The sequence below is a fragment of the Microbacterium sp. LjRoot45 genome, assembly GCF_964253325.1.
In the GTDB taxonomy this organism is placed as follows: Bacteria; Actinomycetota; Actinomycetes; order Actinomycetales; family Microbacteriaceae; genus Microbacterium.
The window spans coordinates 574,243-586,572 of sequence record NZ_CAXUQM020000001.1 but is presented as its reverse complement, the minus strand read 5'-3'; the positions used below and the strand labels follow the sequence as shown (position 1 = coordinate 586,572).

Genomic DNA, 12,330 nt, shown 5'->3' with positions numbered 1-12,330 from the left:
CACTTACGTGGCGAGGTGGCCGATTGCGTCACCTTCGTGAGACACCACGTGCCACCGAGCGGGGTGAGCCGGCACCACCACCGGCACGGCGAACGCGACCGCCAGGGCTAGGGGCCAGGCGACACCTCCGGCGGCCCACACGCTTCCGGATGCCACGACCGCCCCGCCCGCGAGCAGCGGCACGACGAGCAGCTCCGCGCGGAAGAGGTCGATCCGCTGGCGGACGCCGAGCGACACCGCACGCTTGGGCGTGACCCGGAACACCGCACGCCGGCCGAGCAAGCCGCCGACGACGGCCGCGACGACGACGAACATCGTGGAGGCGTACAAGGCGCCCGCCGCGATCGCGAACGTGACGCCGGCGGCGAGCCTCCGCGACCGTGCACGACGAACCGCTTCCGGCAGGAGCGGCATGAGCCCACTCAGCGCCGACAGCACGAGGGCCCACAGCGGGGGGACGGACCCGCCCGCGGCGAGTGCCGCTCCCGACACGATCGAGGTCGCGCCGGCGAGTGCCGCACCGGGGACCAGGGCGGTCTCCCCCACCACGTCGATCGCCTCCCGGACGGGGAGCCCGCGCACGGCGGGCCGCCGAAGGAACTCCACGGCACCCTCCGCCGTCTTGCGCAGTTGCGTGCGGAACGCGCGGTAGTCGACCGGGAAGTCCTCTGTGAAGGCGATGTCCGCGTGACCAGGCGCCACCCGCGGCGGCGCAGCGCGACGGTCAGCGCGAGGTCTTCGGCCACGACCTCCGGCACGCCTCCGACGTCGTCGAGAGCGGCGGCGCGCAGCAGCGCACCCCGCCCGAGGAACGCCGACACTCCGTCTCCGGCGCGTCCGCGACGCGTGACGGCCAGGTGCGTGGCGAGCAGCGGGCCGAAGTATCGTGCGAACGCGGTCCGTCCGAGGGCTGCGACCGGCGCGGCCTGGGCGACCGCGACCGTCGGATCGGCGAGCTCCGCCGCGCACACACGGACGAACCCGGGCGGGAGCACCACGTCGCTGTCGCACACGACGTACGCGTCGTAGCTCCCCCGCAGCACCCGGAGGGCGTGATTGAGGTTGCCGGCCTTGAACCCGGTGCGGTTCGAGCGACGCACGACGCGGCATCCCGACTCCCGCGCGAACCGGTCGATGTCGGAGCGCGAACGCGGGTCGCGAGAGTCGTCGAGAATCACGGTGTCGACGTCGACGTCCTGCCGCATGCTCACCGACACCGCCGCCGCGTCGACGTCGGCGACGCAGAAGAGCAGAGCGACGCGCAGGGGCGCGGGGTCGTGATGCGGAGCGTGAGCGCGCCGGGCGCGCTGTCGCACCGACCGCACCCACAGGGCGGCGGAGCGGACCCCCGTCGCCCACAGGATCGACGTCGCCACGGTGAACGCGATCGCCGCGATGGTGCCCAAAGACCACGCCCACACCGTCAGCGGCGCCATCACGGCGAGCCAGCAGGCGAGCGGAAAGGATGCGGACGGGGCGACCCTCGGTGAACTCATGTCAGGAGTCTGTCGAGGCCGGTGCACTCGTGGCATCCGGGGTGCCCCTGGTCCATGCCCTGGCCGGTCCCTGGTCCGCCCACCGGGTCGGTCCCGGAGTGCCGCCGGGGCGTGTCCCCCGAGGCATCGCGGGCTCAGAGCAGACGGCGCTCCGACGCCCACACCGTGAGCTCGTGCCGCGACGACAGCTGGAGCTTGCGCAGCACCGACGACACGTGCGTCTCGACCGTCTTGATCGAGATGAACAGCTCCGCGGCGACCTCCTTATAGGCGTAGCCGCGGGCGATGAGCCGCATCACCTCCTGCTCCCGTGACGAGAGCCGATCGAGCTCGTCGTCGACGACGGCGGTCTCGCCCGCGACGGCGCCGAACGCATCGAGCACGAAGCCCGCCAGCCGGGGCGAGAACACGGCGTCACCCCCGGCGACGGCGTGCACCGCGCGGCTCACCTCCCCGCCCGACGAGCCCTTCGTGATGTAGCCGCGGGCGCCCGCGCGGATGACCCGCACGACGTCCTCGGCGGCATCCGACACGCTGAGGGCGAGGAACCGGGATGCCGTCGGCGCCGAGCCGCGGATCACCGCCTCACCGCCCGAGGCCTCCGCGACGCCGGAGGCGCCCGGCAGGTGCACGTCGAGCAGCACCACGTCGGGGGCGGTCTCGGCGATCACCGCGATCGCCGTGGCGACATCGGCGGCCTCGCCCACGACATCGACCGACGGGTCGAGATCTGCGCGTAGCCCCGACCGGAAGATCGAGTGATCGTCGACGATCACGACGCGCAGCGGCTCACCCATGACGCCCCTGCCCGCTGGAGACCCGACCCGGACCGGGCGCGTACCGCAGGTGCACCTCGGTGCCCGTGCCGCCGCCGCCGGGCCGGATCGTCGCCGACCCGCCGATGCGCCGCATCCGCCCGATGATCGACTCGCGCACGCCGAGCCGGTCGGCCGGCACGGCGTCGGGGTCGAACCCGGGCCCGCGATCACGCACGTACACGTCGACGGATGCCGCGGTGCCCTCCAGGTAGACGGAGATCTCGCCGCCGGCGTGCCGCGCCGCGTTCAGGATCGCCTCCCGCGCCGCCGCCGCGACCTCGCCGCTCGCACGCTCGTCGGAGGCGCCCGCCGAGACGACGTCGATGCGCACCGGGAAGTCGAGCTCCAGCGCCCCCGCGTAGTCGCGCAGATCGGTGGGCAGGTCGCTGTCGGCGGGGGCGTCGCCGTCGTAGAGCCAGGCGCGCAGCTCCCGCTCCTGCGCGCGGGCCAGTCGAGCGGCCTCGCTCGAGGCGCCGGCCCGGTTCTGGATGAGCGCGAGGGTCTGCAGCACGGAGTCGTGCAGGTGCGCCGCCATCTCGGCGCGCTGCTCCTCACGGATGCGCTTGACACGTTCGCCGCTGAGGTCGCGCCAGCGCTCGATGAGCGTCGTCGACGAGACCGCCACGAGCGCCACCAGCGGGATCGCCGTCCGCACCAGCTGCGTGACCCCGCCGCCGCCCGCCAAGCGCGACGACTCCAGCACCAGCAGCACGGCGAGGAGCGTGATCACCGCCGCGCGGACGAGCAGAGCGTGGCGGATGCCGCGCGCCGGGTCGGCGCGGTCCACCAGCGCCGCCCACATCCCCGCGGTCATCGCGAGGGCGACCGTCGTGACGAGAAGAAGCATCGCCGCAACGGCGTCGGGGGCGCTGTACCCTCCCCAGATGTTCCACGCCCACGGGTCGAGGGAGAGGGGCACGAAGGTGAGCGCGAGCGCCGTCGACGCGACGGTCAGCAGCCAGGCAACGGGCGCGCGCCGCGTCGGCGAGGCCTCGCCCGCGGCCCACGGCATGAACACCCAGCACCACAGGTACAGCAGCACCCCCGCGCCGAGCATGCCGGCGGTCACGACGAAGAAGGCGCGCACCGCCCACAGCGGCGCACCGAGGTGGACCGACAGTCCCTCCGCGACCCCGGCAACGAGGCATTCGCGAGGCCGCACGAGTGGCGGCCGCGGCGGTGCGGCGACCACCGGACGCGCGGGCCGCGGCGGGCGTGCGGGCCGCGGCGGACGGACCGGGCGCATCGACAGCGACCCCGGTTCGGGCCGAGCCCCGACGGGGGCGGTGGAGGACATGCCGCCATCCAATCACCCGCACCCGCGCCCTCGGTACGCCCGGCGGGCATAATCAGGGGCCGCTCAGGGGTTCACCCCATGGCCGGCCACCACCCGCGCCAGGGAGGATCGAGACATGACCACCGCGCCCCCGATCGATCCCGGCCCGCCGCCGGCCGCACCGACGATGACCTCCCGGTCGGACGGGATCTTCTCCTGGACCGCCGGCCTCGGCCTCGTGCGCGGTGAGGGCTGGATCGGCGGCGTGGCCGCGGGTGTCGCAGCGCGCCTGCGCATCGACCCGCTGATCGTGCGCGGCATCCTCCTCGTCATCGGCCTGTTCGGCTTCCCCGTCCTCTTCCTCTACGGCGTCGCCTGGGCACTGCTGCCCGACCTCGACGGGCGCATTCCGCTGCAGGAGGCCGTCCGCGGCCGGTTCACCGCGTCGCAGGTCGGAGCGGGCCTCTTCGTGCTCGCCGGGTTCGTCCCGTTCCCGGTGCTCATGTGGGGCGGCTCGTTCGGCCTCGTCTCCGTCGCCTGGGTCTTCGCGCTCGGCTTCGTCCTCTTCGTCGGCGTCCTCCTCGCCGGCGGCCTCATCCTTCTCATCGTGCGTGCCGCGCGCCGCACCCCGGGCGAGTCCGAACTGCGAACGGCTTCCGCAGCGTCCGACACGCCCGGTCCGTCTGCCGACGAGTCCGGCCGGGAACCGGACGACGTCGCGGACCCGCGGGGGGTGGATGCCCTCGCCGCCGGCGACGCGGCATCCCTCCCCGCACCTCTCGACGACGGCGACGTCGCTGCCGCGGAAGCACCTCCCGCAGACCTCGCCGCGTGGAGAGAGCAACACGCCGCCTGGAAGGAGCAGGACCAGCAGTGGCGCCAGCAGCAGCAGGATGCCGTCCGCGCCGCACGCGAGGAGGCGCGTCGCGAGCGTCAGGCCCGAGCGACGGCCTTCGCGGCGGAGGCGGCGGAGCGACGCCGCCTCCGCCGGGCGAGCCACCCCCGCACCCCGGCCGCGGCCGTCGTGGTCGCGCTGGGACTGGCGGTCGTCGTGGGAACCGTGGCGGCGCTCACCGAGGGCGGCCCGCTCGCGCCCGCACAGGGGCTGTTCGTGGCTGCCCTCGTGCTGGCCGCGGGGATGGTCATCGCGGGAGCGCTGCGACGACGCAGCGGCTTCCTCGCGTTCGTCACGCTGCTGACCCTCTTTGGCGGGGCCGCCGCGACCGCCGTGCCGGCCGCGCAGGCGCTGCACCTCGGCAACTACGGCATCTCCAACACGAGCGATCAGCGCTACCCCGCCTCCGCCCCGTTCACGCAGCCGTGGGGCGACCTCAGCGTCTTCCTCGGCGCCACGGGCGACGACGGCACGACCTACATCGACAAACGTTCGGGCGCGACGTTCATCACCCTCGAGCCGGGTGTCGAAGTGACCCTGGAGGCGACGACGAGCACCGCCGCCCTCTACTACGGGGGGTCGGACAACACGTCCGAAGACCTCACCCGCGCGGCCGGCACGACCATGGAGACCCTCCCCGACGGCCGCGTCCGATACCGCGCGGTCGTGGCGGCGGGCACCGAGCCGGTCACGACGCGCGAGACCATCGTCATCGAGCAGGACTCGGGCTACATCGAGCTGTACATGATCGACACCCGCATCGGAGAAGACCAATGAGCGACGACACCCTCCCCCTCGCGTCGGAACTGCTGGCCGAAACCGAAGACCCGCAGCCGCCGCGTCCTCGCACCCGCTGGGCGGGCATCGTCTGGGGGCTCGCCTTCGGAGCGATCGCCGCGGGCGGCATCTGGCTGAGCTCCGGACTCGAGCGGCTCGAAGGGCTGTCCACCTGGCTTCTCGACCTCGGCGCGGGCGCGGCCGTCGGCTACGGCCTCCTCGCCATCGGGGGCCTGCTCCTCGTGGGCGGTATCGCGGGACTGCTGCGTCGTGCGCAGGTCGCGACATCCCGGAGATAATCGACGAGTGCGCACACTGCTCAACATCATCTGGGTGATCTTCGCCGGGTTCTGGCTGTTCGTCGGTTACGTCCTGGCGGGGGTGCTCCTGTGCATCCCCATCATCACGATCCCCTGGGCGATCGCGTCGTTCCGCACTGCGCGCTACGCGATCTGGCCCTTCGGCCGCACGATCGTGAGCAAGCCCACGGCGGGCGTCGGCTCGTTCCTCGGCAACGTCATCTGGGTCATCCTCGCCGGATGGTGGCTCGCGATCGCCCACCTCGTGAGCGGCATCGCGCTGTGCCTCACGATCATCGGCATTCCCCTGGGAATCGCCGACTTCAAGATGATCCCCATCTCCCTCATGCCCCTCGGCAAGGACATCGTCTCCACGCGCGACGGCTCCCTCGTCTGATCGCGGGCACCTTCGCGGATGTCCCACAATGTGACGTATGCCGATTCCCCCGATCACGGCCGTCGACGTCGACGGCATACCCGCCTACTGGGCCGACATCCGCACGAATTACACCGGCACCTTCACGTTCGGCGTCGGGCTCCGTGATGAGACCGCGCGCACCGCGGGGCTCGCACACCTGATCGAGCACCTCGTCATGGCTCGCGTCGGCCGCGTGAACGTGACCCACAACGCCACGACCGCCGACGAGTCGATCTCGTTCTACGCCCAGGGCTCCCCCGCCGCCGTCGGCGACTTCCTCACGCGGGTCGGCCAGGCGATCTCCAGCCTGCACGAGACGACCCCCGAGACGGTCGCCGAGCAGCGCCGCATCATCAGCAACGAGCTCGGCGACCAGGACGAACGCCCCGGGCGCGGGCACCTGATCGACCGCTTCGGCAACCGCTCGGTCGGGCTGCTCGACCTCGGCAGCCCCGCGCACCGCTCGCACACGCGGGAAGACGTGCTGCGCTTCGCCGACGAATGGCTGCACGTCGGCAATGCGGCGCTGAGCTTCACCGGTCCCCCGCCGGAGGGGCTCTCGATCACGCTCCCGCCCGCACGCGCCCTCCCCTCCCGCCCCGATGCGGAGATCATCCGCCACGGGCAGTGGGTCGTCAACGGCGACGCGCCCCTCGTGCTGTCGGTCGTCGTACCCGCCGACGATCTGGCCGTCGCCGGCATCGCATCCGCGCTCGTCGCCGACACCCTCCTCGGCGTCCTGCGGACCGAACGCCACCTCATCTACTCGGTGGGAGCCATGCAGGTGCCGCTCACGCGCGACTCCGGACTCACCGGTTTCGTGCTCGACCCGCGCCCCGAGCACGTGGTCGAGACCGCCGCGGCCGCCCTCGACGTTCTCCGCCGTCTCGCCGCGGAGGGGCCGACGGCCGAGGCGCTCGCCGAGCAGATCGAGAAGTGGCAGCAGAGCGATGAGGATGCCGTCGTCCAAGCCGAAGTGGTCGACGGACGCGCGATCGCCGTCGTCCGCGGCCGCCGCTCTCGCGACGACGAGACTCCGCCGGCGACACCCGACCACGTCACGGCCGAGGCCGTGCGCGATCTTCTCGCGGGCGCCCTCGAGACCGTGTTCGTGACCATGGGAGAGGAGTTGGAGGCGGAGAGCGAAGAGCAGATCACCGAGGCGCTCGGTCTCCCCGCCGCCGAAGACCCCGACCCGCTCTTCCCCTCCCTGACCAAGTGGCAGCTGATGTCGCACTACACGCAGGACTCCACGGAGATCTTCGGCGGCAAGCTGTTCTCCGGGGCGCGTGGCGCTGACCTCGTCATCGACACGGAGCGGGTCAGCCTCGTCGACGACGGGGTGTCCGAGGTGCGCTACGACGACATCGTGCTCGCGACCTACTCCGAGAAGCTCCGCCTGTGGACGCTGATCGCCACGCAGGGACACATCATGTTCGTCGACCTCGACCAGTGGCGTCGCGGATCGAACCTGCACGCGCTGCTCGGCCGGCGCATCCCCGGGTGGGCGCAGTGCGAGGTCGACGCGGCGTGAGATCCGCGTGACGGGACGTCGTCTCGACGGGATGCCGCTCGCGACCGCGACCGTCACACGAGGACTCACGCCGGAATCACAGGTCACATTGCTGGCGCGCGTCGGAGGCCGGGGTTAGCGTGAGGACAGTTCCACGATCGTCGGCTCGCCGGCATCCGTGGGATCATCGCGGCGATCCGGGCGGCCCCGGGCATCGGCTCATACCCGATCGCGTTGCGGGTTCGACTCCCGCCGTCGCGTCCACCCAGACGGCACGCCTTCGCGAGGTCAGAGCGTTCGAGACAGCTGAGCACCCCTGCGCGTCAGGCGGTGGAGGCGTCCGGCCATGATCAGGCCGAGCAGCATCAGCGCGCCGAGGAAGAGCGGGAAGATCCACAGCCCCGACCATGCCGAGATCGCGCCGAACAGCGGCGGCGCCAGCGTCGACCCGGTGTATGCGGCCGCCATCTGCACGCCGATGATGGCCTGTGAGTTGCGGCGCCCGAAGTTCACCGGCGTGGAGTGGATGATCGCGGGGTAGACCGGGGCGCAGCCGAGCCCGGCGATCACGAGGCCCGCGAGAGCGAGGACGTTCGTCTGCACGGGGAGGGCGAGGAGCACGACGCCGAGCCCCACCGTGAGGAACCCGCCGCGGATCATCCACCGATCGCCGATCCGGTCAGCGAAGAAGCCGGCGAGGAAGCGCCCGGCGGTGATGCCGAGGAGGAACAGCGAGGCGAAGGCGGCCGCGGTGGCCGCATCCACTCCCCGGTCGGTCACCAGATAGGTCGATGCCCACAGGATGGTCGTGCTCTCGAGCGCGCAGTAGGCGAAGAACGCGGTCAGGATGAGCCACACCCCGCGAATCCGCAGCGCCACCGCGAGAGGCACGTGCGTGGCACCCGATCCCTCGGCGCCCCCGGACGCGTCGCGCGCATCGGCAACGGTCGGGTTCACCTTCGTCCACAGGGGAACGCTCACGAGCAGCCCGAACGTGAGGACGACCTGGATGACACCGATGATCAGGTAGGCCGACGACCAGCCCGACCCGGTGGCGAGAGCGGAGCTCATGATGAACGGGCTGATCGAGGCGCCCAACCCCCAGCACGCGTGCAGCCAGTTCATGTGCCGGGCGGCGTAGTGCAGCGCGACGTAGTTGTTGAGGGCCGCGTCGACGGCTCCCGCTCCGAGGCCGTAGGGGATCGCCCACAGACACAGCATCCAGAACGAGTCGGAGAAGGAGAACCCCACGAGCGCGGCGGCGGTCATGCCCACGCTCACCGCGGTCACGAGGCCCGCGCCGAACCGCCGAGTCACTCGCTCCGACGCGAGGCTCGACAGGATCGTCCCGCTCGCGATGATCATCGTGAGGATGCCCGCGAACCCGATCGGCACACCCAGGTCTTGATGCATGACCGGCCAGCCGGCGCCCACGAGGGAGTCGGGCAGTCCGAGGCTGATGAAGGCGATGTAGATGATCGCGAGGAGGAGGGCGTACACGAGGAGCGGGATGCCTTTCGAGCGGAGGCGGCGGCGCCGCGGGTCAGAGGCGGGTCAAAGGTGGGGAGGATCTGAGCGAAGCGCGCGCAAGGAGAGCGTACGACCACCGCGCGGCGTCACCCGCCGAGCCGGTTCATCCACTCGCGGCGGCGGGCGATCTCGGCATCCGATTCTGCCTCGTCGGACGCGTCGTGCGGCTCCAACCGGCCGTCGGCATCCAGGGCGATCAACCGCAGGCAACTGGGGCACAGCGCCCGCCCGTCGGGGTAGCCGTCGGGCAGCGTGGCCGCCGCCACCGCCGCCTCCCCCGACCCCGGACAGCGAGGCGGATCGGATGCCGGGTCGGCCCACATGATCGTGCGGTGACGGTGGAGCCCCGGATGATCGAGCGGACGCGTGCAGCGCCGACCGTCGTTGCGGTGCCGGCAGAAGCGCACCACCCCGGCATCCGTCGCCCCCTCCATGCTCCGAGGGTAGCCGCGCCCACGCAGCGGCGCGTCACGCCACCGCGGGCGGGACGGTGAGGCGCATGACCGTCTTGCTCGTGCCGATGTGCCGCTCGAAGGTGAAGCCGGCCTTCTCGAACATCGCGCGCGTGCCGTTGTGCAGGAACGACGACGACGTGCGCTTTCCGGGGGCGAGCTCGTTCGGAAACGACACGACCTCGCCGCCGCCCCGCTGCGCGATGAGAGCGAGCGCACCGTCGAGCGCTTCACGGGCGACCCCAGAGCGCCGGTGGTCGCGGTCGACGAAGAAGCAGGTGATCCGCCACGGCGCGGGGCGCGACTCCCCCGCGTCGTACTGCTTGCGGTGGTAGATGTTGGGCAGCTCGACCGGGCTCCCGAACTCGCACCATGCGATGGCGTCGTCGCCGTCGAAGACGAGCGCGGCGTGCGCCACGCCCTCCTCGACGAGGCGCCGCTTGAACGTCGCACGGTCGTCGTCGTCCTTCACGGTGCCGGCGGTATCGCCGTGGAAGTAGGAGCAGTAGCACCCGCCCCACACCCCGTTGTGCTTCTGGGCGAGAGCAAGCCACGCCGGGAAGGTCTCGGGAGTGAGCGGGCGCACGATGTGGCGGCTCGCGGGATCCGTCGCCTTCTGCTCGGCGCCCATCGCCGCCTCCTCGCCTCGACCGTGGGCCCAGTCTGCCGACCCCCACCGACACCGGCAATGCCTCGGCCGCGAATTATCGGACGTTGGATAATGGGAGCGATGTCACGCCACGCCGAGCCCGTCCTCTTCCAGCGCAACGCCCTCGCGCCGAGCCTCATCGCCGCCGCCGTGCTGTTCGCGGCGCCGCTGCTGGCCGCGATCGAGTGGGGCCCGTCGACCGTGCGGTTCACGACGGCGATCCTCGCGCTCATCGTCGCGTGGTTCGCGCTGCAGGCTCGCCAGTGGTGGTGGACGATCGTGTTCGTCGCGATCGCTGTCGTCTGGAACCCCGTCTACCCGTTCGCGTTCGACGCACTGGTCTGGACGATCGCTCAGCCCGCGGCAGCCGTCGTCTTCCTCATTGCCGGCGCGCTCATCAAGGTACGCCGCGAGACGCCCCCGCGCTGATCAGCCGCAGCGCCTGGTTCTCCGAGCGTGGAATCAGGAATCCGGGCCGCTGTCAACCCCGAGCGTCGCCCCGATCCCGCCCGTAGAGTGCTTCACAGCGCATGGGGCGCTACGCAGGAGGTCACGCGGTGACATCACCCATCGAGGGCGAGCACACGGCCGAGCTCCTCGGCGGACGGTACGCCGTCGGAGAGTGCATCGGCCGCGGAGCGATGGCCGACGTCCACCGCGCCGACGACGTGATCCTCGGCCGGGCGGTGGCCGTGAAGATGCTCCGCGCCCCCGACGACGGGTCGAATCCCGCCCCGCGCGCACGCGTCGAGATGGCGCTGCTGGCATCCCTCAATCACCACTCGCTCGTCACGCTGTACGACGCGCGGATCGAGCCGGGGATGCCGTCGTACCTCGTGATGGAGCTGATCGACGGGCCGTCGCTGGCGGAGGAACTGCGCCAGGGACCGCAGGACGCCCGGACGGTCGCGCTACTGGCCGCAGACCTCGCCGGCGCGCTCGAGGTCGTCCACGCGGCCGGTGTCGTTCACCGCGACATCAAGCCGTCGAACATCCTCCTCGCGAACGATCCGCTTCCCGGACGTCCCCGGCGCGCGAAACTCGCCGACTTCGGTGTCGCGCACATCGCCGACGGCGCGCGCTACACGTCGCCCGGCTTCGTGATCGGCACGGCGGCCTACCTCGCTCCCGAACAGGTGCGCGGTGCCGCTCCCGCGCCGCCGGCCGACATCTACGCCCTCGGCCTCGTGCTACGCGAGGCGCTCACCGCTCAGCGGGCGTACCCGGATGCCACGGGCATCGGCGCGGCGATGGCGCGCCTGGTCGAATCGCCGGAGATCCCCTCCTGGTTCGGGCCGCAGTGGTCCGATCTGCTCACGCGCATGACGGCTTCCGATCCGGCCGAGCGGCCCACGGCGCACGAGGTGGCGGTCATCGCCGCGACACTGCCCGGCGACGTGTCGCCCGCTGCGAGCACGGATGCCGGCGAGCTGACGGAGCCGGCGGATGCGGAGAGTTCCGACCTCGATGTCTTCGCGGCGCTCGACGACACCGACGAGTCGCCCACGATGGTCGTTCCGCCCGTTCTCACCCCGAGCGGCTCTGCGTCGTACCCGCCCCCGCCGCCTCTGCCGAGCGGAGCGGTTGCGGACGGCGGCGCATCAGCCGCGCCGGTATCGGTCGTCACCACGTCCGTCGACACAGCGAGCGATGCGGTGCCCCGCGGGTCGCGCCGCGAACGCTCGCTCCGGCGTCGGCGCCGCCGCACCCGCGTCGCCGTCGTCGTCGGTTCGGCGTTCACGGCGGCCGTGATCATCGGGCTCCACGCCGCAGGATGGGTGGGCGGCGCAAGCCTCGGCCCGACAGAAGTCGAGACGGTGCCGTCCCCCTCGTCGTCCGTCGTCGAGCCGCTGGCCGACACCGACCTGTTGGGCGGCACCGGCACCGCCTCCGAGAACACCGACGGGGTGACCACGGTGACCGTGTCGGTCGACGAACCGGCTCCGCAGGACGAGAACGCTGCGCGGAAGGCGGAGCGCGAAGCGGCCAAGATCGCCGCCGCCGACGAGCGCGACGCCGCGAAGGCCGCTCGGGAAGAGCAGAAGGCCGCCGCCGCTGCGGAACGTGACGCCGCCAAGCAACAGCGCGACGCGGCGAAGGGCAAGCCGGGGAAAGCCGACAAGCCCGGCACACCCGACAAACCCTGAACCCCGACCGGATTGGCGAACCCTGCGCGACGCTGATAGACCGGAGGATGCACGCGTCTG

13 protein-coding genes and 1 tRNA gene are annotated in these 12,330 nt (G+C 72.0%); 7 read left to right on the top strand and 7 right to left on the bottom strand.

What is annotated here, in order from left to right:
* Positions 1 to 3 precede the first annotated feature (3 nt).
* From ACSQ18_RS02610 to ACSQ18_RS02595, 4 genes are all read right to left on the bottom strand, one after another.
* Positions 4 to 414: a hypothetical protein gene (locus tag ACSQ18_RS02610; RefSeq protein WP_436035512.1), complete on the bottom strand. Its 411-nt coding sequence runs from the start codon at positions 412 to 414 to the stop codon at positions 4 to 6.
* An 8-nt stretch (positions 415 to 422) separates the two neighbouring features.
* On the bottom strand, positions 423 to 1,496 hold the full coding sequence (locus ACSQ18_RS02605) for a glycosyltransferase (RefSeq protein WP_436035511.1): 1,074 nt from the start codon (positions 1,494 to 1,496) through the stop codon (positions 423 to 425).
* A 134-nt stretch (positions 1,497 to 1,630) separates the two neighbouring features.
* Positions 1,631 to 2,293: a LuxR C-terminal-related transcriptional regulator gene (locus ACSQ18_RS02600; RefSeq protein WP_436035509.1), complete on the bottom strand. Its 663-nt coding sequence runs from the start codon at positions 2,291 to 2,293 to the stop codon at positions 1,631 to 1,633.
* A complete protein-coding gene (locus tag ACSQ18_RS02595; RefSeq protein WP_436035508.1) occupies positions 2,286 to 3,611 on the bottom strand; it encodes an ATP-binding protein in 1,326 nt (441 codons plus the stop codon). The genes ACSQ18_RS02600 and ACSQ18_RS02595 overlap by 8 nt, the downstream gene beginning before the upstream one ends.
* 115 nt (positions 3,612 to 3,726) lie before the next feature.
* On the opposite strand from ACSQ18_RS02595, the gene ACSQ18_RS02590 reads away from it, so the two are divergent.
* From ACSQ18_RS02590 to ACSQ18_RS02570, 5 genes are all read left to right on the top strand, one after another.
* Positions 3,727 to 5,262, top strand: coding sequence for a PspC domain-containing protein (locus ACSQ18_RS02590; RefSeq protein ID WP_436035507.1), 1,536 nt, complete (start codon positions 3,727 to 3,729; stop codon positions 5,260 to 5,262).
* Positions 5,259 to 5,561 (top strand): hypothetical protein, encoded by a 303-nt coding sequence (locus ACSQ18_RS02585; protein ID WP_436035505.1) that lies wholly within the window; start codon positions 5,259 to 5,261, stop codon positions 5,559 to 5,561. The genes ACSQ18_RS02590 and ACSQ18_RS02585 overlap by 4 nt, the downstream gene beginning before the upstream one ends.
* 7 nt (positions 5,562 to 5,568) lie before the next feature.
* The gene (locus ACSQ18_RS02580) at positions 5,569 to 5,958 is read left to right on the top strand and encodes a YccF domain-containing protein (protein WP_436035504.1); all 390 of its coding nucleotides are present in this window, start codon (positions 5,569 to 5,571) and stop codon (positions 5,956 to 5,958) included.
* Positions 5,959 to 5,995: 37 nt separating this feature from the next.
* Complete coding sequence (locus tag ACSQ18_RS02575; protein WP_436035503.1) at positions 5,996 to 7,513, top strand: M16 family metallopeptidase; 1,518 nt, start codon at positions 5,996 to 5,998, stop codon at positions 7,511 to 7,513.
* A 167-nt stretch (positions 7,514 to 7,680) separates the two neighbouring features.
* A tRNA-Met gene (locus tag ACSQ18_RS02570) sits at positions 7,681 to 7,756 on the top strand.
* A gap of 24 nt (positions 7,757 to 7,780) precedes the next feature.
* Here the strand turns inward: ACSQ18_RS02570 and ACSQ18_RS02565 are convergent.
* The 3 genes from ACSQ18_RS02565 to ACSQ18_RS02555 form a co-directional block, all read right to left on the bottom strand.
* Complete coding sequence (locus ACSQ18_RS02565) at positions 7,781 to 8,992, bottom strand: MFS transporter (RefSeq protein WP_436035502.1); 1,212 nt, start codon at positions 8,990 to 8,992, stop codon at positions 7,781 to 7,783.
* Between the two features lie 116 nt (positions 8,993 to 9,108).
* Complete coding sequence (locus tag ACSQ18_RS02560) at positions 9,109 to 9,456, bottom strand: hypothetical protein (RefSeq protein WP_436035501.1); 348 nt, start codon at positions 9,454 to 9,456, stop codon at positions 9,109 to 9,111.
* 34 nt (positions 9,457 to 9,490) lie between these two features.
* Positions 9,491 to 10,105, bottom strand: coding sequence for a GNAT family N-acetyltransferase (locus ACSQ18_RS02555; RefSeq protein ID WP_436035499.1), 615 nt, complete (start codon positions 10,103 to 10,105; stop codon positions 9,491 to 9,493).
* 99 nt (positions 10,106 to 10,204) lie between these two features.
* On the opposite strand from ACSQ18_RS02555, the gene ACSQ18_RS02550 reads away from it, so the two are divergent.
* Both ACSQ18_RS02550 and ACSQ18_RS02545 read left to right on the top strand, forming a co-directional pair.
* Positions 10,205 to 10,552, top strand: a complete 348-nt coding sequence (locus ACSQ18_RS02550) for a DUF6804 family protein (RefSeq protein WP_436035498.1) — start codon at positions 10,205 to 10,207, stop codon at positions 10,550 to 10,552.
* 128 nt (positions 10,553 to 10,680) lie between these two features.
* Entirely contained in the window at positions 10,681 to 12,270 is a 1,590-nt protein-coding gene (locus tag ACSQ18_RS02545) for a serine/threonine-protein kinase (protein WP_436035497.1), read from the top strand.
* Positions 12,271 to 12,330 lie beyond the last annotated feature (60 nt).

Bases quoted from the DNA above. Each gene is read 5' to 3' on its own strand.
- ACSQ18_RS02610 (WP_436035512.1), bottom strand. From the start codon at position 414: ATGCCGCTCCTGCCGGAAGCGGTTCGTCGTGCACGGTCGCGGAGGCTC.
- ACSQ18_RS02605 (WP_436035511.1), bottom strand. From the start codon at position 1,496: ATGAGTTCACCGAGGGTCGCCCCGTCCGCATCCTTTCCGCTCGCCTGC.
- ACSQ18_RS02600 (WP_436035509.1), bottom strand. From the start codon at position 2,293: ATGGGTGAGCCGCTGCGCGTCGTGATCGTCGACGATCACTCGATCTTC.
- ACSQ18_RS02595 (WP_436035508.1), bottom strand. From the start codon at position 3,611: ATGTCCTCCACCGCCCCCGTCGGGGCTCGGCCCGAACCGGGGTCGCTG.
- ACSQ18_RS02590 (WP_436035507.1), top strand. From the start codon at position 3,727: ATGACCACCGCGCCCCCGATCGATCCCGGCCCGCCGCCGGCCGCACCG.
- ACSQ18_RS02585 (WP_436035505.1), top strand. From the start codon at position 5,259: ATGAGCGACGACACCCTCCCCCTCGCGTCGGAACTGCTGGCCGAAACC.
- ACSQ18_RS02575 (WP_436035503.1), top strand. From the start codon at position 5,996: ATGCCGATTCCCCCGATCACGGCCGTCGACGTCGACGGCATACCCGCC.
- ACSQ18_RS02560 (WP_436035501.1), bottom strand. From the start codon at position 9,456: ATGGAGGGGGCGACGGATGCCGGGGTGGTGCGCTTCTGCCGGCACCGC.
- ACSQ18_RS02555 (WP_436035499.1), bottom strand. From the start codon at position 10,105: ATGGGCGCCGAGCAGAAGGCGACGGATCCCGCGAGCCGCCACATCGTG.
- ACSQ18_RS02550 (WP_436035498.1), top strand. From the start codon at position 10,205: ATGTCACGCCACGCCGAGCCCGTCCTCTTCCAGCGCAACGCCCTCGCG.